At 71.4% G+C, this 20,012-nt stretch carries 14 protein-coding genes; 8 read left to right on the top strand and 6 right to left on the bottom strand.

All coding sequences use genetic code 11. The features are described 5' to 3' along the window. Positions 1–40: 40 nt before the first annotated feature. Positions 41–970 carry an o-succinylbenzoate synthase gene (locus tag AB0C38_RS40125; protein WP_360683349.1) on the bottom strand — a complete coding sequence of 310 codons (930 nt, stop codon included), beginning with the start codon at positions 968–970 and terminating at the stop codon, positions 41–43. Positions 971–1,042: 72 nt separating this feature from the next. On the opposite strand from AB0C38_RS40125, the gene AB0C38_RS40120 reads away from it, so the two are divergent. Continuing rightward, entirely contained in the window at positions 1,043–3,844 is a 2,802-nt protein-coding gene (locus tag AB0C38_RS40120) for a BTAD domain-containing putative transcriptional regulator (RefSeq protein WP_360683346.1), read from the top strand. 97 nt (positions 3,845–3,941) lie between these two features. On the opposite strand, the gene AB0C38_RS40115 is transcribed toward AB0C38_RS40120, so the two are convergent. The 3 genes from AB0C38_RS40115 to AB0C38_RS40105 form a co-directional block, all read right to left on the bottom strand. Next, positions 3,942–4,811, bottom strand: a complete 870-nt coding sequence (locus tag AB0C38_RS40115) for a DUF72 domain-containing protein (RefSeq protein WP_360683343.1) — start codon at positions 4,809–4,811, stop codon at positions 3,942–3,944. 581 nt (positions 4,812–5,392) lie between these two features. After that, positions 5,393–6,154, bottom strand: a complete 762-nt coding sequence (locus AB0C38_RS40110) for a DUF4253 domain-containing protein (protein ID WP_360683341.1) — start codon at positions 6,152–6,154, stop codon at positions 5,393–5,395. 299 nt (positions 6,155–6,453) lie between these two features. Further along, positions 6,454–8,100 (bottom strand): DNA repair helicase XPB, encoded by a 1,647-nt coding sequence (locus AB0C38_RS40105; protein ID WP_360683338.1) that lies wholly within the window; start codon positions 8,098–8,100, stop codon positions 6,454–6,456. 89 nt (positions 8,101–8,189) lie between these two features. Between AB0C38_RS40105 and AB0C38_RS40100 the strand changes: the two genes are divergently transcribed. Beyond that, positions 8,190–8,816 carry a hypothetical protein gene (locus AB0C38_RS40100; protein ID WP_360683335.1) on the top strand — a complete coding sequence of 209 codons (627 nt, stop codon included), beginning with the start codon at positions 8,190–8,192 and terminating at the stop codon, positions 8,814–8,816. On the opposite strand, the gene AB0C38_RS40095 is transcribed toward AB0C38_RS40100, so the two are convergent. Both AB0C38_RS40095 and AB0C38_RS40090 read right to left on the bottom strand, forming a co-directional pair. Further along, on the bottom strand, positions 8,813–10,195 hold the full coding sequence (locus tag AB0C38_RS40095; protein WP_360683332.1) for an FAD-dependent monooxygenase: 1,383 nt from the start codon (positions 10,193–10,195) through the stop codon (positions 8,813–8,815). The genes AB0C38_RS40100 and AB0C38_RS40095 overlap by 4 nt on opposite strands. 59 nt (positions 10,196–10,254) lie before the next feature. Next, complete coding sequence (locus AB0C38_RS40090; RefSeq protein WP_360683329.1) at positions 10,255–11,220, bottom strand: ABC transporter substrate-binding protein; 966 nt, start codon at positions 11,218–11,220, stop codon at positions 10,255–10,257. A 186-nt stretch (positions 11,221–11,406) separates the two neighbouring features. On the opposite strand from AB0C38_RS40090, the gene AB0C38_RS40085 reads away from it, so the two are divergent. The 6 genes from AB0C38_RS40085 (at position 11,407) to mdlC (ending at position 20,011) form a co-directional block, all read left to right on the top strand. Continuing rightward, the gene (locus AB0C38_RS40085; RefSeq protein ID WP_360683326.1) at positions 11,407–14,106 is read left to right on the top strand and encodes a nitrate- and nitrite sensing domain-containing protein; all 2,700 of its coding nucleotides are present in this window, start codon (positions 11,407–11,409) and stop codon (positions 14,104–14,106) included. A 12-nt stretch (positions 14,107–14,118) separates the two neighbouring features. Next, complete coding sequence (locus tag AB0C38_RS40080) at positions 14,119–14,796, top strand: copper homeostasis protein CutC (RefSeq protein ID WP_360683323.1); 678 nt, start codon at positions 14,119–14,121, stop codon at positions 14,794–14,796. A 505-nt stretch (positions 14,797–15,301) separates the two neighbouring features. Further along, positions 15,302–15,514 (top strand): hypothetical protein, encoded by a 213-nt coding sequence (locus AB0C38_RS40075; protein WP_360683320.1) that lies wholly within the window; start codon positions 15,302–15,304, stop codon positions 15,512–15,514. 41 nt (positions 15,515–15,555) lie between these two features. Continuing rightward, on the top strand, positions 15,556–16,515 hold the full coding sequence (locus AB0C38_RS40070; protein WP_360683317.1) for a hypothetical protein: 960 nt from the start codon (positions 15,556–15,558) through the stop codon (positions 16,513–16,515). Between the two features lie 169 nt (positions 16,516–16,684). After that, entirely contained in the window at positions 16,685–18,331 is a 1,647-nt protein-coding gene (locus tag AB0C38_RS40065) for a S53 family serine peptidase (protein ID WP_360683314.1), read from the top strand. Between the two features lie 93 nt (positions 18,332–18,424). Next, a complete protein-coding gene (mdlC, locus tag AB0C38_RS40060) occupies positions 18,425–20,011 on the top strand; it encodes a benzoylformate decarboxylase (RefSeq protein ID WP_360683311.1) in 1,587 nt (528 codons plus the stop codon). Position 20,012: the final 1 nt, after the last annotated feature.

Raw genomic sequence — 20,012 nt, 5'->3', positions numbered from 1 at the left:
CGTCGCGAGTGGGAAACAGGGTCAGAACACTGTTTCCCACTCACGACAAGGCGCGCACCCGCTTGAGCCGGGCTTCCCACACAGCTTGCACGTCGGCCGACGCCGGGTAGGCGTCCGTCGGCTCCGGTGCCTGGCGCAGGACCGGCAGGTATCCGTCCACAGGGGACAGTGGGGAAGCGCAGACGTCGCCCTCCAGCAACGTGATCGTCCCCAGTCCGCAGGCGAACTCCAGCTCCGGGAGTGCGCCCGCCAGTGCCAGTCCCGCCGCCAGGCCGACGCTCGTCTCCACCGCAGACGACACCACGCACGGCAGCCCGCACGCCTCCGCGACCTCCAGCGCCCGGCGCACGCCGCCCAGCGGTGCCACCTTCAGCACCGCGATGTCCGCCGCGCCCGCGACCGCCACCTTCAGCGGGTCTTCCGCGCGGCGGATGGACTCGTCCGCCGCGATGCGGACCGGCACCCGGCGGCGGACCGCCGCCAGGTCCTCGATCGTCGGGCACGGCTGCTCCGCGTACTCCAGACCACCCGCCGCCTTGTCGAGGTCCGTGATCGCGCGGACCGCCGTGTCGACGTCCCAGGCCATGTTCGCGTCGATCCGCACCGCGCCGGACGGGCCGAGCGCGTCGCGGACCGCCGCCACGCGATCGCAGTCGTCCGTCAGCGACGAACGCGGGTCCGCCACCTTCACCTTCGCCGTCCGGCAGCCGGAGGCGCGGACCAGCTCGTACGCCTTCTCGGGGCCGACGACCGGCACCGTCGTGTTCACCTCGACCCGGTCGCGGACCGGCGCCGGCCAGCCCGTCTCGCTCGCTTCCAGCGCCGAGTGCAGCCAGGGGACGCTCTCGGCGTCCGAGTAGTCGGCGAACGGGCAGAACTCGCCCCAGCCCGCCGGGCCGGGCAGCAAAACGCCTTCGCGGACCGTGATGCCGCGGAACCGGGTGCGCAGGGGGATCGCGTAGACCTTCATCGTCGCCGATCATGCCATCCCCGACTTTGGCAAACGGGTGCCGAACAGCGCGTTTCCGGCCAGAATGACTCCGTGGTCCTCGACTTCCGCGTGCTGGGTCCGGCCGAGGTCACGGCAGACGGCCACCCGGTGCCGCTCGGGGGCAGCCGGCCGCTGATCGTCCTGGCCGGGCTTTTGCTGCGCGCGAACCGGGTCGTGCCGGTCGACGAGCTCGGCCGCTGGCTCTGGAACGACGACCGCCGCCGCTCCAAGGGCGCGCTCCAGACGTACGTGCTGCGCCTGCGCCGCGCCCTCGGTGACCAGGTCGCGATCCGCACCGAGAGCGGCGGCTACCTGATCGAGCTCGACGACGACCTGCTGGACCTCTCCCGGTTTCGCGGCCTCGCCACCCGCGGCAAGGCCGCGATGGACCGCGGTGAAAGCCGTCGAGCGGCCGCGCACTTCGCCGAGGCGCTCGGGCAGTGGCGGGGCGCGGCGCTGCTGAACGTCGAGTCGGATGCGCTGCACCGCGACGAGGTCGGGCAGCTGGCCGAAGAACGGCTGCGCGTCCGCGAGGAGTGGGCGGACGCCCTGCTCGATGTCGGCGAGTACGGCACCGTCGTCCCCGAGCTGACCCGGCTGACCAGGGAAAACCCGCTGCGGGAGCGGTTGCACGAGCAGCTGATGGTCGCGCTGTACCGGTCGGGCCGGCAGGCCGAAGCGCTCGACGTCCACCGCCGGATCAGCGGTGTGCTGGCCGAGGAGCTGGGCCTCGACCCCGGGCCGTCGCTGCAGCGCACCCGCCAGGCGATCCTCACGGGTGCCGCCGACGACGACGCGGCCGCCGGCGGCCGGCTGGCCCGCTACCGGCTCGGCGCCGAACCGCAGGTGCCGCACCAGCTGCCCGCCGACCTGCGGGTCTTCTCCGGGCGCGAGTGCGACCTCAAGGCGTTGCACGCGCTGCTGCCGGAGGCCATCGATGCGGGCACGTCGACGCCGATCGCGTCCGTCGAGGGCATGGGCGGCATCGGCAAGACGACCCTGGCCGTGCACTTCGCGCACGAGATCGCCGACCGGTTCCCCGGCGGGCAGGTCTACCTCAACCTGCGCGGCTACGGGCCCGGCGAGCCGGTCGAGCCGTCGGCGGCGCTGGAGGCGATGCTCACCGCGCTCGGCGTGCCGTGCGAGGCGATCCCCGGTGACCTCGACGGCCGCGCGGCGAGCTGGCGGACGCACAGCGCGGGACGCCGGCTGCTGGTCCTGCTCGACAACGCCAACCGCACCGAGCAGGTGCGGCCGCTGCTGCCTGGGCCGGGCTGCCTGGTCGTGATCACGAGCCGCTGGCAGCTGCGCGCGCTGGTCGCGACGCACGGCGCGCGGCGGATCGCGCTGGAGGAGCTCGGCGAGGAGGACGCCGTCGAGCTGCTCGCGTCGGCGATCGGCCTCGACCGGGTGGCGCGCGATCCCGGCGCGACCGAGCGGTTCGTGCGCTACTGCGGCGGGCTCCCGCTGGCGATCCGGATCCTCGCCGTGCGGGCGGCGCAGTTCCCCGACCTGGCGCTCGACGAGTTCGTCGACTCGCTCGAGACCGACCTGCTCGGCTCGTTCGACCTCGCCGACGGCGAAGGGACGAACATCCGCTCGGTGCTTTCGTACTCCTACCAGGCGCTGGAGCCGCCGGCTGCGCGGTTGCTGCGGCTGCTCGGGCTGACCACCGGCGCCGACTTCACCGCGCCGGCGGCGGCCGCGGTCGCCGGGCTGGACGTCGCGGCGACCCGGCCGATGCTGGAAACCCTGGCCGCCGCGCACCTGCTCGCCCAGCCGCGGCCGGGCCGCTACCAGTTCCACGACCTCATCCGGGCGTACGCCGGCGAAGTTGCTTCGCAGGTCGACTCGGCTTCGCAGCGCGACGCCGCTTTGGACCGGCTACTGGGCTGGTACCTGGCGTCGGCGCTGAACGCGTCACGGCGGATGCGGCCGGAGCGCTACTACCGGCTGCTGGATCACGACGACTTCGTGGGCGGCTTGGCTTTCGCGTCGTACCACGACGCCTTGGACTGGTTCGGCGAGGAAGCGGGCAACCTGATCGCCGCGGTCCACCTGGCGCGGCACCGGCGTGACGACGTCTGCTGGAAGCTGGCTTGGCTGCTGCAGAGCTACTTCGTGACGCGCTCGCGGCTCGACGAGTGGCGTTCGGTGTTCGCGGTGGCGCTCGAAGCGGCGCAGGCGAGCGGCCACCGGCCGGGCGAGGCGGGCATCCTCAGCGGGCTCGGCGTGGTCAACGGCGTCGCGCGGCAGTACGACGAGTCGCGGCGGTTCCTGGAGCAGGTGCTGGCGATCCAGCGCGAGCTCGGCGCGCGGGAGGGCGAGGCGCGGGCGCAGTACAACCTGGCGATGGCGGCGCACAACCTCGACGACTACGCCTGGGCGTACGAACACGGGATGCAGGCGCTGGCGATCGTCCGCGAGCTGGGGCTGGGGCCGTTCGAAGCGAGTGTGCTGCGCGCGCTGGGCGACATCTGCACGTCGATGGGCGACCACGAGCAGGCGCTGCGGCTGGCGGATGCCGCGCTGGCCGTGCTGGGGCCCGACGGCGAGCCGGTGGACACGCGGTTCACCCAGCACACGCGCGGCCTGGCGCTGGTCGGGCTGGGCCGCGTGGACGAGGGGATCGCGTGCATCCGAGACTCGGTTTCGATGTTCTTCGAGCGGGGCGAGCAGTACGAGGCGGCGGACGTGCTGGCCCAGCTGGGCACGATCCACCTGCGCCACGGGGATCGGGCGGTGGCGCGGGAGTGCTGGGTCCGCTCGGTGCGGCTGCTGACGGAGCTGGGTCACCCCGACGCGGACGACGTGCGGGCGAAACTGGCGGCGCTGGTGGGGGCCGGGAGCTGACCCGCCCGGGTGGCGCGTGGCGGACCGCCCGCGTGCCGACCCCCAGTGACAGCACGCAAGCCGGTCCGGCCCGCGTGCTTACTCAAGCTCATGGCGCTCACTGTCCACTCACTGTCTCGTTCGGTGTCTCGTCCGGTGGGGAGATGCCGAGCAGCTCGGCCAGGGTCTCGGCGTTGCGGGGTGCCTCGACCTTCACGTCGTTGTCGAAGTAGACGTGGACGTCGCGCTTCCCGCCGTCGTGCCAGGCCCGGATCTTGTCGGCCCACCGGCGCAGGGCCTGGTCCGAATAGCCGCTGACGTACAGCTCCTCGTCGCCGTGGAGGCGGACGTAGGCGAAGTCCGCGGTCTGGTCCTCGAGGAACGGCCACTTGCCCGCGGTGTCGGCGGTCACCAGGGCGATCTCGTTTCTTCGGAGGAGTTCCTTCGCCGCGGGCTCGGCGAAGCTCGGGTGCCGGACCTCGAGTGCGTGCCGTAGTGGCTTTTGCGCGCCGGCTTCGAGGTAGGGGGTGCCCTTCAGTTTGTCGTCGTGGTTGGCCGCGAGCTGGGCCGCTTCGGTCGTCGTGCGGGGCAGGAGGGCGAAGAAGTTCGCCAGCCGGTCGGGGTCGAACGTCAGCCTTGGTGGTAGCTGCCAGAGGAATGGGCCCAGTTTTGTGCCGAGGGCCAGTACGCCGGACGCGTAGAAGTTCGCTAGTGCCGTCTCGACGTCTCGGAGTTGCTTCATGTGCGTGATGAAGCGGCCGCCCTTCACCGCGAAGAGGAAGTCGGATGGGGTCTCGTCGAACCAGGCTCGGTATCGGTCCGGGCGTTGCAGCGAGTAGAAGGAGCCGTTGATTTCGACGGCGTTCATCCGCCGCGAGAGGTGTTCGAGCTCGCGTCGCTGCGCCAGTCCTGGCGGGTAGAAGACTCCGCGCCAAGGTGGGTAGCGCCATCCTGACGTGCCTATTCGGATTTCGGCGATCGCTCTCACCGCCTTTCCGCGGTGGGTTATGCCCGTTCGACGGGGCGGCCAAACTCGGCTGTGGTGGTGTTGTTCGGACAGGTGGGCTGGGGGGCGGGACAGGTGACCTGATTTTGTGGACGGTCGTCTGAGGGGGCCTTTGTGGTGCCTGCTCATCGGGTCGCGCTCTGGTCTGCGGGGTTGGTCTTGGTGGCGGGTGCTGCTGTGGTTGAGAAGGCTGCTGTGGTTGAAAAGACTGTCCTCGCCGGACGGGCAGGCTCTGGGATGACCTTCGGGGTCGCTTTCATGTCGCCTTCGCGTGTGGGTCGCTGGGTGGTCATCCCGTCGCCTGGATGGGCCTATCACTTTGAGCCAGGCCCGCAAGCTTGCGCTTTCGTCTTGCCTTGGTGGGTGGGTTGCGGGCCTGGCTCAAAGTGATTTGACGGCCTCAGGCGACGGGATGACCTCCCAGCTCTTTTCTGAGTTGGCCGACCGTCCGCTCGGTGCCCGTCGCTCCGGCCGCTGCTCCCGTGCCCCTGCCCCGACCCGACCCGACCCGGCCCGGCCCGACTCCGCGCGGCCTGACCTCCGGCGCTGCCGCCGCCTGCGGCTCATGCCCAGGAGAACTTCCACAGCCGCGACTGCACCAACCCCGATGCGTACTCGCGCAGGTTTCCCGGCTGTGCCGCGAATGTCGGCAGGCTGAACGCCCGGTGCTCGGCCCCTACCGTCAACGCCCGCGCCTGGTTTCGTGGTGGCGCTGATACCGACAGCTCCAGCGTGTCGAACCCCAGTGTCACCAGCGTTGCCCCGAAACGGTCCTCCCAGCTGCGTAGCACCGCTGACAGCTCGGCCACCTGGTCCGTGCACTTGATCATGCCCGTCCAGCCCAGCAGGGCGGGGATGTCCGCCGGGCGCTCGGTCTGGACCAGGCCCAGCCGGTGCGGGGCGCGCGCTGACAGGATCGAACCTGTGTTGCCCGCCTCGGCCAGGGGGTCGGACCTGCGGGGGCTGCGCTTGGCCAGACCCGGGAAGCGCGCGCCGAACGGGCGGAGGCATGCGCCGTCGCAGCAAGAGCCGTCCCACCAGCGGGACAGGGTGTCCGCCGCGTCCGCCGAGGCGACCCGGTGGCCCGCCGGGGCCAGGCGGCCGCGGTCGTCGATCCAGTCCTCGCCGTTCGCCGCGAAACGCTGGTCGTGCGGGATCAGCACCGGCCACAACCCCGACCGCTCGAACTCGGCCACGCAGCCGAGGTAGCGCTCGGGCCGGGTCAGCGGCAGGTCGGACACCCACAGCCGGCCGTGCCACGATCCCGGTGGCAGGGTCTGGACCGGCGGCGCGGGCGTACCGGGGCGGAGCGGTGCGATCGTCATGGACGTCCCCTCGAACTTGTGTTCGGCTGGTGCATGTCGAACAGTAGTTCGATGGTCTGACAATTTCCAGCGTTCGGCCCGCTCATCCGTTCGAGTGAATCCGGAAATGTGCAGGTCAGCGCGATGTATGAGACTTCTGTGGCGGAAGTTGTTCCTGTGACGATGCGCTGGGCCGAACGGGGACGCCGTGGCCGCCGAACCCGCGGACGGCACTGCGCCGACCTGCCGACGGGCAGGACGAAGCCGCGCGCGGCACCACCCGGGTTCGGTGCGATGCCGCGCGCGGAAAAGCGATCAGGTCAGAGCGGCCGGAGCAGGTCGTCCGCGTCCACGATGTGGTACGCGTACCCCTGCTCCGCGAGGAACCGCTGCCGGTGCGCCGCGTACTCCGTGTCGACCGTGTCGCGCGAGACGATCGAGTAGAAGTGCGCCTGGCGGCCGTCGCCCTTCGGACGCAGGAGCCGGCCGAGCCGCTGGGCCTCTTCCTGCCGCGAACCGAACGTCCCGGAGATCTGGATCGCCACCGACGCCTCGGGCAGGTCGATCGAGAAGTTCGCCACCTTCGACACCACCAGCGTGCGGATCTCGCCGCGGCGGAACTTGTCGAACAGCTCTTCGCGCTCCTTGTTGCGGGTCGAGCCCTGGATCACCGGCGCGTCGAGCTCGTCGCCGAGCATCTCGAGCTGGTCGAGGTACGCGCCGATCACCAGCGTCGGCTCGCCCGCGTGCTTCGCCACGATCGACTTGATCACCGGGGTCTTCGTCTGCGCCGTCGCCGCCAGCTTGTACCGCTCGTCGGCCTCGGCCGTGGCGTAGTCCAGGCGTTCCGCGTCGGTCAGCGTCACGCGGACCTCGGTGCACTCCGCCGGCGCGATCCAGCCCTGCGCCTCGATGTCGCGCCACGGCACGTCGTAGCGCTTCGGCCCGATCAGCGAGAAGACGTCGCCCTCGCGGCCGTCCTCGCGCACCAGCGTCGCGGTCAGGCCGAGCCGCCGGCGGGACTGCAGGTCCGCCGTCATCCGGAACACCGGCGCCGGCAGCAGGTGCACCTCGTCGTAGACGACCAGGCCCCAGTCGCGCGAGTCGAACAGCTCCAGGTGGCGGTACTCGCCCTTGGTCTTGCGCGTGATCACCTGGTAGGTCGCGATGGTGACCGGCCGGATCTCCTTCTTCTCGCCGGAGTACTCGCCGATCTCCTCCTCGGTCAGCGACGTCCGCGCGATCAGCTCGCGCTTCCACTGCCGCCCGGCGACGGTGTTCGTCACCAGGATCAGCGTCGTGGCCTGCGCGCGAGCCATCGCCGCCGCGCCGACCAGCGTCTTGCCCGCACCGCACGGCAGCACGACGACGCCGGAGCCGCCCGCCCAGAACGCCTCCGCGGCCATCCGCTGGTAGTCGCGCAGGTGCCAGTTCTGCTCGTCGAGCGCGATCGGGTGCGCTTCGCCGTCGACGTACCCGGCGAGGTCCTCGGCCGGCCAGCCGACCTTCAGCAGCGCCTGTTTCAGCCGCCCGCGCTCGGACGGGTGCACGATGACCGTGTCGTCGTCGATCTTCGCGCCCAGCATCGGGCTGATCTTCTTGTTCCGGGAGATCTCGGTCAGCACCGCGCGGTCGGTGGTCGACATGACGAGGCCGTGCGCCGGGTGGTTGGCGATCTGCAGCCGGCCGAACCGGCCCATCACGTCGACGACGTCGATCAGCAGCGGCTGCGGCACCGGGAAGCGCGAGTACGTCGTCAGCGCGTCGACGACCTGCTCGGCGTCGTGGCCGGCGGCGCGCGCGTTCCACAAGGCCAGCGGCGTGATCCGGTAGGTGTGGACGTGCTCCGGCGCCCGTTCGAGCTCGGCGAACGGCGCGATCGCGACGCGCGCGTCGCCGGCCTGGGGGTGGTCGACCTCCAGGAGCACGGTCTTGTCGGACTGGACGATCAGCGGGCCATCAGTCACAACTACTGTTATACGTGGCTCGCTCCGGCCCGCTCCCGTCGCGGGGTCGCCGGTGGGACACCATGCCGAGGGGATCACTGGAGGGCACGTTGACCACACCACCGTTCGACGACAACCCGTTCCGGTCGCCGGACTACGCGACGTCACCGCCGCCGATGCCGGCGGCACCCGGCCGGCGGCCGATCCCGCACTGGTTCACGACGAAGGTGAAGATCACGCTCGCCGCGTGCGTCATCCTGGCGCTGGGCCTGGGCTCGCTCGGCGCGCTGACCATCTACTGGGCCGGCACCAGCGGCCCGCCCTCCGACGGCGACTGCCTCTACCTGACGCGCGAGAGCGGCAGCAAGCTCGCCTACCACCGCGTCGGCTGCGGGACGGACAGCGCGGCCTACAAGGTCGAGCGCAGCTACCGCGGGTCCGCCCGCTGCAGCATCGGCGACTACGTGCGGTTCCAGATCTCCGGCACCGGCTCCGCCGAGAGGACGCTCTGCCTGGCCCTGAACGTCAGCACCGGCGACTGCCTGCGCGACGTCGACGACGAGGCCCTGATCGGCAAGGTGAGCTGCACCGACCCGGCGGCGGAGGAGCGCGTCCAGGTCTTCACCGCCAGCTTCGGCAGCGAAGACGTCTGCGGCGACGCCGCCGACAAGGTGCTGATGTACGGCGGCTCGCCGCGCCGGACCGTGTGCCTGGCGCCGCCGGGCGAGAACATCTAGCCGAACCAGCGCGCCAGGTCCGCGGGGTCGGCGGCGTAGCCGTCCGGCCGGATCAGCAGGAGCCGGCCGCGGTACCCGTCGTCGGCGGTGGCCGCGCGGACGACGCGGACCTGCCCGCGGAAGCCGGCCGGCGTGGCGTGGTCGCCGAGGTCGAGGAGCAGCCCGCGGCCGTCGTGCAGCAGCGCCGAAAGCCGCGTCGGGCCGTCCGCCGTCGTCAGGTCGAGGTCGGGGACGCGGTGCGCGCCGGGGTAGCTCAGCGAGAGCCCGGACAGCAGCCCGCTGAAGTAGCGGTTGCCGTCCGGCTGCCGCATGAGGTCGATGACGATCTCGCGCAGCGCCTCGACGTTCTCGCCGCGGTCCGGGGCGGTGAACACGCGCTGTGCCGCCGTGTGCCGCAGGACGCGGCCGGCGGCCGGGTGCCGCTCGTCGTGGTAGCTGTCGAGCAGGCCGTCCGGCGCGGTGCCGCGGACCGTCGCGGCCAGCTTCCAGCCGAGGTTCACCGCGTCCTGGACGCCGAGGTTGAGCCCCTGCCCGCCGAGCGGCGGGTGGATGTGCGCGGCGTCGCCGGCGAACAGGACGCGGCCGTGCCGGTAGCGCTCAAGCTGCCGCGTCGCGTCGTTGAAGCGCGAAGCGCCGTACACCTCGCCTAAGCGCGTCTCGGCGCCGTAGAGGGCTGTCAGCGCTTCGGTCACCTCGGTGTCCGACACGGGCGCGTCGCGGCCCGGCTGGGCCGTCGTGGAGCCGAACACGAACCGATGGGCGCCGTCGCCGAGCGGGGTGAGCATCGACCAGTAGCCGTTCGCCTGCCGCGTCACCTGGCTGAAGTGCGCGACGCGGGCCGGGACCAGCTCGGACGCGGCGGCGAGCCGGACGTGCGCGAGCGTGGCGACGTAGGTCTCGGTGCGGCCGGGGAACGGCACCCCGAGCCGCCGCCGGACCGTGCTGTGCGCGCCGTCGCAGGCCACGAGCCAGCCGGCCCGGAGCCCGTCGACCGTGACGCCGTCCGCCTCGACGTCGACCGTGGTCACCTCGTGGTCGCGCTCGATGACGGCGCCGTGCTTCACGGCGTGCTCGGCCAGCATCGCTTCGACGTCGTCCTGCGTGCGGTTGAGCACTCGCGGGTGGCGGGTGTGCCAGACGCTGTGGTCGAGCGGGACCGGCAGGCCGGCGAAGTGCCCGCTCGGCCCCTCGAGCTCCGGGCTGGTGTCCAGGCCGCGCAGGTCCAGGAGCTCCGCGGTGCGGGGCTGGAGCCCGACGGGCCGCGGGAGCCCCGGTCCTTCACGGCTTTCGAGGACGGTCACCTCGACCCCGGCGAGGGCGAGTTCGGCGGCGAGCATCAGGCCGGTCGGGCCGGCTCCGGCGATCAGGACGTCGGTCATGCGGGCACTCCTCAAGTAGACTGAGTGCAAAAGTAGACCAAGTGCAAGTTTGCCGAAAGTCAATAACCGTTCTGGTCGGGGAGCAGGGCCTGGACGTCGAGGCGGTTCGCGAGCTGGCCCGAGTTGTGCATCAGGTCCGCGACGCGCTGCAGGCGGATGCCGTTGAGGGACGCCGGGTACGAGCCGAGCGAGATCAGGGCCGCCGTGGTCGTGTCGATGTCCGAAAACGTCGGGAGCGAGTCGCGGACGATGGCCGGGTCGGTCGCGCTCTGCTGGGCCGCGCCCAACGCCTTGCGGAACGCCGCGAGCGTGCGGGGGTTGGCCTGCGCGAACGGCTTGGCCGACGCGTACGCGGACAGCGGGAAGTCGAGCGTCGAGCCGCGGGCGCCGTCGGCGAGGATGTGGGCGCCGAGGTCCTTCTCGGCGCGGGTGATGTACGGCTCGATCATCAGCGCCGCGTCGGCGTCGCCCGCCTGCAGCGACTGCGGCATCCGGTCGAACGCCACTTCCTTGAACTTGATCTTCGCCACGTCGACTCCGGCCGTCCCGAGCACCGAGCGCGCGGCCAGCGCGCCGACGTCGTCGAGCATGTTCACCGCGATCTCCGGCGACTTCTTCGACGTCGGCACGACGTAGTCCGAGCCGGGCAGGGTGACCAGCGCCATAGTGTTGGGGCCGGACGTGTAGGCCTCGCCCTGCAGCTGCAGGGCCGTTCCGCCGGCCGCGGCGCGGAACAACGCGATGTCGGAGGCGAACGTCACGTCGAGGTCTCCGGCGGCCAGCTTGGCCAGCCCGTCTTCGCCGCCGAGCTCCACGAGCTGCACGTTCAGGCCCGCGGCACCGAACTTCCCGGCCGCGACGGCGATCCGCAGCGGGGCCGTGTCGATGGCGTTGCCCACACCCACGCGCAGCGTGGTCCGTTCCAATTGTGGTGGAGACGCCGGAGTTCCGGACGAGAACACGCTGCACCCCGCGGTCGCCAGAAGCGCCGCTACCAGCGGAATCGCCTGTCTGCGTCCGATCATGAACTCTCACCTACCGCGAGAATCTGGCTCTCGTGCTGGATCGTATGGGCCGCGCCCCATACGATCGCGGGCAGGGCCGTATCGCGCCAGCGCGGCTTTCGGATCTTCATGGGGCGGGCTACCGTTCAGTAGGTTCGAGTGTCGTCAGGTCCGCGGGTTCCCGCCCGCGGTGGAAAAGGAAACCAGGTGACCCGTCGCGATCAGCGTCCCCCCACGGGTGGCGGCGCGGCGGATCCACGTCCGGCCGGCGGCCGGTGGCGGCTCCGTAACTGGCGTCTCGGCACGAAGCTCTTCGCCGTCCTCCTCATCCCCGCGCTGGCGGTGATCGCCCTCGTCGGCCTGCGGATCGACTCGGACCTGCGGGACGCCCGGCAGCTCGCGGAGTTCGCCACCCGCGGCCGCGTCGACAACACGATCGCCGAAGCCCTGCACGAGCTGCAGCGCGAGCGCGACCTCACCGTCCGGTTCGTCGCCCAGGACCGCCAGGGCGACACCGCCGATCTCACCGGCCAGCGCAAACGCGTCGACCAGGCGATCGGCACGTTCGAACGGACCCTCGCCGACAGTAAACCCCGGCTCGACGCCAAGGCGGCGGAAAGCCTGCAACAGACCGACGACCGGCTCCGCGTCCTCGGCGGCCTCCGCTTCTCCGCGGAGCATTCGGCGTTCCCCGCCGACGCCGTGCTGCGCTCCTACAGCGAGCTGATCTCCGGCCTGCTCGACATCAGCGACTCGGCCGCCGCCGACGTCTCGGACCCGGAGCTCGCGCGGCTGCGCCTGGCCGGCAACGCGCTGGCCCGGATCAAGGACCAGATGTCGGTCAAGCGCGCGGTGCTGGCCGAGTCGCTCGCCGCGGGCAGCCTCAACCGCGACCGCACGCGCGCGCTGCTCGGCGCCGAAGCCGAGCTCGCCGCCGCACGCAACGACTACCGCACCTTCGCGACGCCCGAACAGCAGCGGATGTTCGACGACACGGTGATCGGCCTGGTCGTCGACATCGGCAACGACATGGTCGAGTCCGCGCTCACCCGCACCGAGAACGGCCAGAACCTCAACGGCCTCGACCCGAACCAGTGGGACGTCTCGGCGACGCACACGGTGAACCTCGCCCACCAGGTGCAGCAGGCGCTGCTGGTCCAGTTGCAGGAACGCACGGACGCCCTGGCGGCGCAGGCGCGCGCGGCGGCGATCTGGGACGGCGGCATCGTGCTCGGCGTCCTGCTCGTCGCGGGCGTGCTGTCGGTCGTCATCGCGCGGTCCCTGTTGCGCCCCTTGCGGATCCTGCGCCGGACGGCCCTCGAAGTCGCCGAGCACCGGCTGCCCGCGGCCGTGCAGAACCTGCTCACCGACCCCGAGCCCGCCCCGGAGAACCTGCGGAAACGGCTCGCCGTCGCGCCGGTCCCGGTGTTCACGCGCGAGGAGCTCGGCCAGGTGGCGCGCGCGTTCGACGCGGTGCACGGCGAAGCCGTCCGGCTGGCGGGCGAGCAGGCGATGCTGCGCGAGAACGTCAACGCGATGTTCGTCAACCTTTCGCAGCGCAGCCAGGACCTCGTCGAGAGGCAGCTGTCGGTGCTCGACCGGATGGAGGCCGACGAGCAGGACCCGGACACCCTCGCCGGGCTGTTCGAGCTCGACCACCTCGCGACGCGGATGCGGCGCAACAGCGAGAACCTGCTGGTGCTGTCCGGCCAGGACTCGGCGCGCGAGGACGCCGGCGCGGTCGCGGCCGACGAGATCATCGGCGCCGCGCTCTCGGAGGTCGAGCACTACCAGCGCATCCAGCTCGGCCCGGCGCCGCAGGTCGCGGTCCGCGGGGAGGCCGTCAACGACCTCGTGCACGTCGTTTCGGAGCTGCTGGAGAACGCGACGCGCTACGCCAGCGGCTCGCCGGTCACCGTCGCGAGCGCCGAAACCCACGACGGCGACTGGCAGATCGAGATCATCGACCACGGCGCCGGCATGCCGCAGGCCGAGATCAACCGCACCAACCTGCGGCTGGCGAACCCGCCGGACGTCGACGTCGAGGTCTCGCGCCGGATGGGCCTGTTCGTGGTCGCGACGCTGGCCAAGCGCCACCACATCGACGTCAGCCTGAGCGCGGGCCAGGACGGCGGGCTGATCGCGACCGTGCTCGTGCCGACCGCCCTGATCGTCGAGCTCCCGCCGATGCCGGGGCCGCCCCCGCCCGCCGAGCCGGCCGCGGCCCCCGAGCCGGAGCTGCTGGCGCCGCTGGCCCCGCTCACGCCGCCGGAACCCGAGCCGGAGCCGGAGCCGGAAGAGCTGACGCCGCCGTCGATCGAGGCGGGCCCGCCTCGCCGGGCTCCGGTGGTGGCCCGCGAGCACGGCCCCGAGTGGCCGACGGCGGACGACGACTCGCACCTGGACCTCGACGCCCCGACCGAGCGGATGCCCGCCTACCGCGACGTCCTGTCGCGCTGGTTCGACGCGTCCGCGGCCCCCGAGGCACCCCGGCGGCCGGTGGACCCGCGCCCGGTGGCCGAGGCACCGCGGCCCGTCCAGCCCGAGGCGCGGCACGCCCTGGCCGCGGCCCTGCCACCGCCGCCTCCGCCACCCCCGCCGGTGGCGGTCGCGCCGAACCCGGACGACGAGGACACCGACCCGCAGTTCCCGCCCGTCGCGCCGCCGGCCGCGATCGAGCCCGACTACGAGTGGCCGACACCGGCCGAGCTGGAGCAGGAGGACGGCGCCGAGGACACCTGGCCGTTCCTGCAGCCCGCCGATTCCGCGGCGAGCCCCGGAGCGGTACCGGAGCAGCGGCCGATACTCTCTCTTTCCCCGGAAGCGGTGCGCGAGCGGATGACGAGCCTTCAAGGCGGCTTCCGGCGAGGGCGGCACGCGAGGGGAGACGACACCCGGAACCAGTGAAACGGATGAGGCATGAGCTCGAAGACGCCCCTGCTGGAAGTGATCGCGCTGGACGCGGCGGACGCCGAAGGCGCGCAGGCGGGCGGGGCCGACCGCCTCGAACTGGTGACGGACATGGCGCAGGACGGCCTGACGCCCTCCCTGGAGACCCTGCGTGACGTGCTTTCGGCGACCGACCTCCCGGTGCGGGTCATGCTGCGGGACAACGGTTCCTTCGCCGTAGGCGACCTCGAGGGGCTGCGCGCCGACACCGCCCGGCTGATCGACGCGGGCGCGCGCGAGTTCGTCTTCGGGTTCCTCACCGTCGACAGCGAGATCGACCTGGACGCCTGCGAAGCGCTCATCAAAGAGGTCGACGGCCTGCCGTGGACGTTCCACCGCGCCATCGACCGCACGCGGGATCCGTTGCGCGCGTACGACCAGCTGGCCGCGCTCGGGTGTGACACCGTGCTCGCGGCCGGGCACCCGAACGGGGTAGCCAGTGGGCTTTCCGTGCTGCAGCGGCTCGCCCAGCGTGAGAGCGGCCCGGACCTGCTCGTCGGCGGCGGCCTGCGCGCGCAGCAGGTGCACCTCCTGCGCGCGGGCGGGGTGCGCGGGTTCCACGTCGGAAGCGCGGTCCGGCCGGGCGGCTGGCAGTCCTCTGTGGACGCCGAAACGGTGCGCACCTGGGTGGACCACGTCAAATCCTGAAGAACTGCGGAAGTCGTACGGGCCGCGCGGCGACCGTCTGGAAATCCGCAGCCGGTTGGCGGACAATTGCCTGATCCGCCAGCCGGTTGTACCAGTATTCACTGCCCTTGAATCGTTGCCGATGAAATTGCATTCAGGTCTTGCGAATGACGGTTCTCCGTCGCCTGTGCAGCTGCACGTGCAGGGCCCTGGTTGGGCTGCTTGGCGGCTGATGGCGTGGTAAGCGCTGGCTATCGTTGGCTGGAAGTCGTGAAACGATAGCGGTTTCCGGCAAGTGGCGTACCGGCGGCGGGCAGGCCGCGGGTCGCTCGGATGGTCTAAAGAATTGTTCGGCCAACACAGGAGGCGGCGCTGTGGGCGCGCGTATTCAGTTCGCGGTCAATTCGATGAGAAGCCATCAAGAAACCAGGATGCCCACCATCCGGTTGATTTATTTCGCTCGTGGACGGCTGATTCCGCGCGGGTATCGCCCGAGCGTGTCCGGAACGAGCCGCAAGGTCGAATCGTGACCGGCGCGATACCGCGTCAACGCGGAACCGGAACCTCCGAAGACGAGTTCGCGAAGCTGGGGCTCGGCGGCTCGCTCGCCCTCACCGGCCTGCTGGCCGCCGTCAAGATCGCGGAAACCGCCACGGGTGTGGTGCTGACCGCCGCCGGGGTACTGCCCGGCGCCAGTCCCTCGAAGGAGCGGGCTCCGGCCCGGCCTGGCGGGGAATGAGCGGGAGCTGCCCGGCAGCTCTCTACGGACGGAGGGCTGCCATGGACGGCAGTGGAGGGCGGGACGACCAGCGTGGCGCACGCGTGGGTCTCGCCGACGTGCGGCGGCTCGAGGACGTCGTCGCCGAGCTCAGAGCCCTGGACTACCGCTACGGCGGCGGCGCCTGCCGGGCGGCCGTCGAGTCCCGGCTGCCCGCGGCCGTCGCGCTGCTGGACGGCGTGGCCAAGACCGTCGTCCTGGCGAGACTGTGCACCGCGGTCGCCGACCTGTACAACCTGGCCGGCTGGACGAACTTCGACCAGGACCGCCCGGCGGCGGCGCTCGACGCGTTCACGCGGGCGCTGGAGCTCGCCGTCCAGGCGGAGAACGACGACCTCCAGGCCAACGTCCGCTACCGCATCGGGCGGCTGCACCTGCACTACGGCGCCGTCGACGCGGCGCTGGCGGAGTTCGCGCGGGGCCGGGAAGCGGCGCTGCTGGCGCACTCCAAGCTCGCGCAGGCGATCCTGTCGGCCAACCAGGCGTGGGCGTACGCCATGAAGGCCGACGTGACGGGAGCGCTGACCTACCTGCGCCGCGCCCGCGAGGAGTTCGCGGAAGCCGAGGGGCGCGAGCCGGCGCCGTGGGACGCGTTCTTCGGGCCCACCGACCTGGCGGCGATGGTCGGGACGGTGCACGGCGAGCTGGCCCAGATGGTCGACATCCGGCACGGCCGCGACGGCATCCCCGCGCTCACCGACGCGATCGCCGGGTACGGCCGGGGCATGACGCGCAGTCGCTCGCTGACCTTGATCTGGCTCGCCACCGTGCACGCGCTGGACGGCGACCTCGACGTCGCCACCGCCGTCGGCGAGGAGGCGATCGAGCTGGCGATCGCCCTGCGGTCACCGCGGACGCGGCAGCGGCTGCGCACGCTGTCGGCGGCGGCCCGCCGGTTTTCCGGCAATGCGGACGCACGGGAGATCGTCGACCGCGTCGACGATCTCGGGCATTCCGGATGATAATCGAATTGCCATGAAAAGGTAAATCGTCCGGAAAATGAAAATGGGAACCGCGAAAGGGCAGACAAAAGTAGGTTCCTCGGTGCGTCAGCGGTTTCTTATGCTTCTCGGCAACCTGTGGCGAATATTCCGCGCAGGCCCGGTACCCACCGCCGAGAGGAAATCCCCCATGCGCTTGCGCAAGCTCGTCGCGGCCGCCGTGCCGCTGCCGGCGTTGCTCGGCCTCGCCGTGGTCGTCCCCGCCGCCGCGGCGACGGAACCCCTGGTCACCCTGGCCGACAACGCCGCCCCGCTCGTCAGCAGCGCTCGCACCGGCGACGTGGCGGGCGGGCAGCGGATCACCGCGGCATTGTCCCTGAAACTGCACAACCAGCAGGCGCTGGAAAAGTTCCTCGCGGACGTGCAGAACCCCGCTTCGCCGCAATACCACCACTTTCTGACCCCGGCGCAGTTCAATGCCGAGTTCGGCCCGACCCAGGCCGACGTCGGCAAGGCCGTCTCATTCCTCGAGAAAGCGGGCGCCACCGGGATCGAGGTTTCCGGCAACCGCCAGGCCGTCACGTTCACCGGCTCGGCGGCCCAGCTCGAATCGGCGTTCCACACCCGGATCGGGACCTACCACGACCAGACGTCCGGCCGGGACTTCTTCGCCAACGACGCCGCGCCGACCGTGCCGGCGGACGTCTCGGGCGTCGTCGGCAACGTCGTCGGCCTGGACAACCACGCCCTGCGGACGCACACGTCCGCCGTCGCGAAGCCCAACGTCGTCAAGGCCGTGACCCCGCCGGTGCTCAAGACCGCCTACGGCACCAGCGGTCTCTCGGCGACCGGCAGCGGCGTGAAGGTCGGCTTCGTCGAGTTCGACGGCTACAAGAAGGCCGACGTCACCAAGTACGACAGCACGTACGGCCTTTCGGCGGGCTCGGTGACGACGGTCCCGGTCAGCGGCGCGAACTACGACTCGGCGCCGGGGGACGGCCAGATCGAGGTCGAGCTCGACATCGAGGTCGTGCACGCCCTGGCGGCCGCGGCGAACGACTACGTGTACGAGGCCCCGAACACCAGCGCCGGCGAACTGGCGATGTACCAGAAGATCGCGTCGGACCACACGGTCAACGTTGTCTCGATCTCTTGGGGCGCCTGTGAATCCGCGGAGGGCTCGAGCGCGGCGAAGAGCGTCAGCAACGCGATCGCGACGGGCACCGCGGAGGGCATCTCGTACTTCGCGGCCGCGGGCGACGACGGCACGACCGACTGCTACCGCCAGACGGGTTCGACGGCGAAGGCCGTCGACTTCCCGGCGTCCAGCCCGAACGTGACAGGTGTCGGCGGCACGCAACTGACGGTGACGTCCTCGAACGCGTACAGCAGCGAGAAGGCGTGGAACGACGGCGCGTCCAACGGCTCGACCGGCGGCGGCATCTCGACGGTGTTCACGGCGCCGTCGTGGCAGTCCTCGCAGAGCACGACGAACCGCAAGGTCCCGGACGTCTCGGCCGACGCGGCGAGCGGCTCGGGCTACTACATCTACACGGCGGGCTCGTGGGAAACGGTGTGGGGCACGTCCGGCGCGGCCCCGCTGTGGGCGGCGTTCGCGACGCTGCAGAACCAGGTCCACGGCGGCGGGCTGGGCAACCTGAACCCGAAGTTCTACTCGATCGGGAACGGGTCGTCGTACGGAACGGGCTTCCACGACGTGACGACGGGCAACAACACCCTGCACGGCACAACGGGTTTCACCGCCGGGACCGGGTATGACCAGGTGACGGGCTGGGGCTCCTTCAAGGGCAGCGGCTTGTCGGGCCTGATCGGCTGAGTTTCCGGGAGCCGGGGCTGTCGCATCCGTGCGACGGCCCCGGTTCCCGTTTTTGGGGCTTTCCTTCGCAAAACTAAGCATTAGTCTGGGCCGATGAACAAGCGCACGGTGCTGGACGCCACCCGCGAGCTCCTCCGCGAACTCGGCCTCACCACGGTGTTCGGCAACCCCGGCACCACCGAGGTCCCGTTCCTCACCGACTGGCCGGATGACTTCGACTACGTCCTGGGTCTGCAGGAGTCCACCGTCGTGGCGATGGCCGATGCCTACTCGCAGGCCTCGCGCCAGGCGGTCCTCGTCAACCTGCACTCCGCGGGCGGCGTCGGGCACGGCCTCGGCAGCCTCTACACCGCCTACCGCAACCGGACGCCGCTGATCGTCGTCGCGGGGCAGCAGACCCGGGCGCTCCTGCCGCACGATCCGTTCCTCGGTGCCATGGACGCGCCCGAGTTCCCCAAGCCGTACGTCAAGTGGTCGATCGAGCCGGCCACCGCCGAGGACGTCCCGGCCGCGCTGGCTCGGGCCTACCACGTCGCGACGCAGGCGCCGGCCGGGCCGGTTTTCGTGTCCGTGCCGGCCGATGACTGGACCGTCACCACCGAGCGCCCGGTCATCTCCCGCCCGCGCATCCGCGGTTTCGCGCCGGACCCCGAGGCGATCGACGAACTGGCCGCCGCCCTGGAAACGAGTGAGCGCCCGGCGATCGTCGTCGGGGGAGCCGTCGACCAGGACACCGCCGTCGTGGAGACCGTCGCCCTCGCCGAACGCCTCCAGGCCGGGGTGTACGTCGCGCCGATGTCGTTCCGCTGCTCGTTCCCCGAGGACCACCCGCTCTTCCAAGGCTTCCTCGACCCGGAGCGCGGCGCCATCTCGGACAAGCTCTCGGCGCACGACCTCGTCATCGTGATCGGGGCGCCCGCTTTCACCTACCACGTCGACCGCGGCCGCGGGGAAGCTCCGTTGCCGCCGCTGTTCATCGTCAGCGACGACGAGCAGATCCTCGCCCGCGCCTTCGAAGGCACCGGCATCCGGTCGACGCCGAAGCTCGGCGTCCGTGCCCTGCTGAACGTCGTCGACCGGAGCACCCGGCCCGCGCCGGAGCCGCTCGTGCGCCCCGCGAAGCCCAGCGGCGACAAGCTCACCGGCGAGCTCGTGTACTCGACGCTCGCGGATCTGTTGCCGGACAACGCGATCGTCGTCGAGGAGGCGCCCAGCCACCGCGGCGTCCTGCACGACCACCTGCCGATCACGCAGACCGACACCGGCTTCCTGACCATCGCCAGCGGCGCCCTCGGCTACGGCGTCCCGGGCGTGGTCGGTGCGGCGCTCGGCCGGCCGGACCGCAAGGTCATCGGCGTCATCGGTGACGGCTCCAGCATGTACGGCATCCAGGCACTTTGGACGGCCGCACGCCAAGAGCTTCCGGTGACGATCCTGATCCTGGACAACACGGAGTACGCGGCGGTCCGCATCCTCGGCGAAACGCTCGGCGGCGCGAAGCTCCCGGGCACCGACCTGGGCGGCATCGACTTCGCGACACTGGCGTCGAGCATGGGCTGCCAGGGCGTGACGATCACCGAGCCGGCCGGCCTGGTCCCCGGCTTGACGACGGCCCTCGCCGACCCCCGCCCGACGCTGGTGCACATCCGCGTCACCGCGTCGGACAGGACGCTCTACTGAC

Source organism: Amycolatopsis sp. NPDC048633 (genome assembly GCF_040650695.1).
In the GTDB taxonomy this organism is placed as follows: domain Bacteria; phylum Actinomycetota; class Actinomycetes; order Mycobacteriales; family Pseudonocardiaceae; genus Amycolatopsis.
Note: the sequence above shows the minus strand (reverse complement) of the source record. Positions and strands in the feature narration are given on the sequence as shown.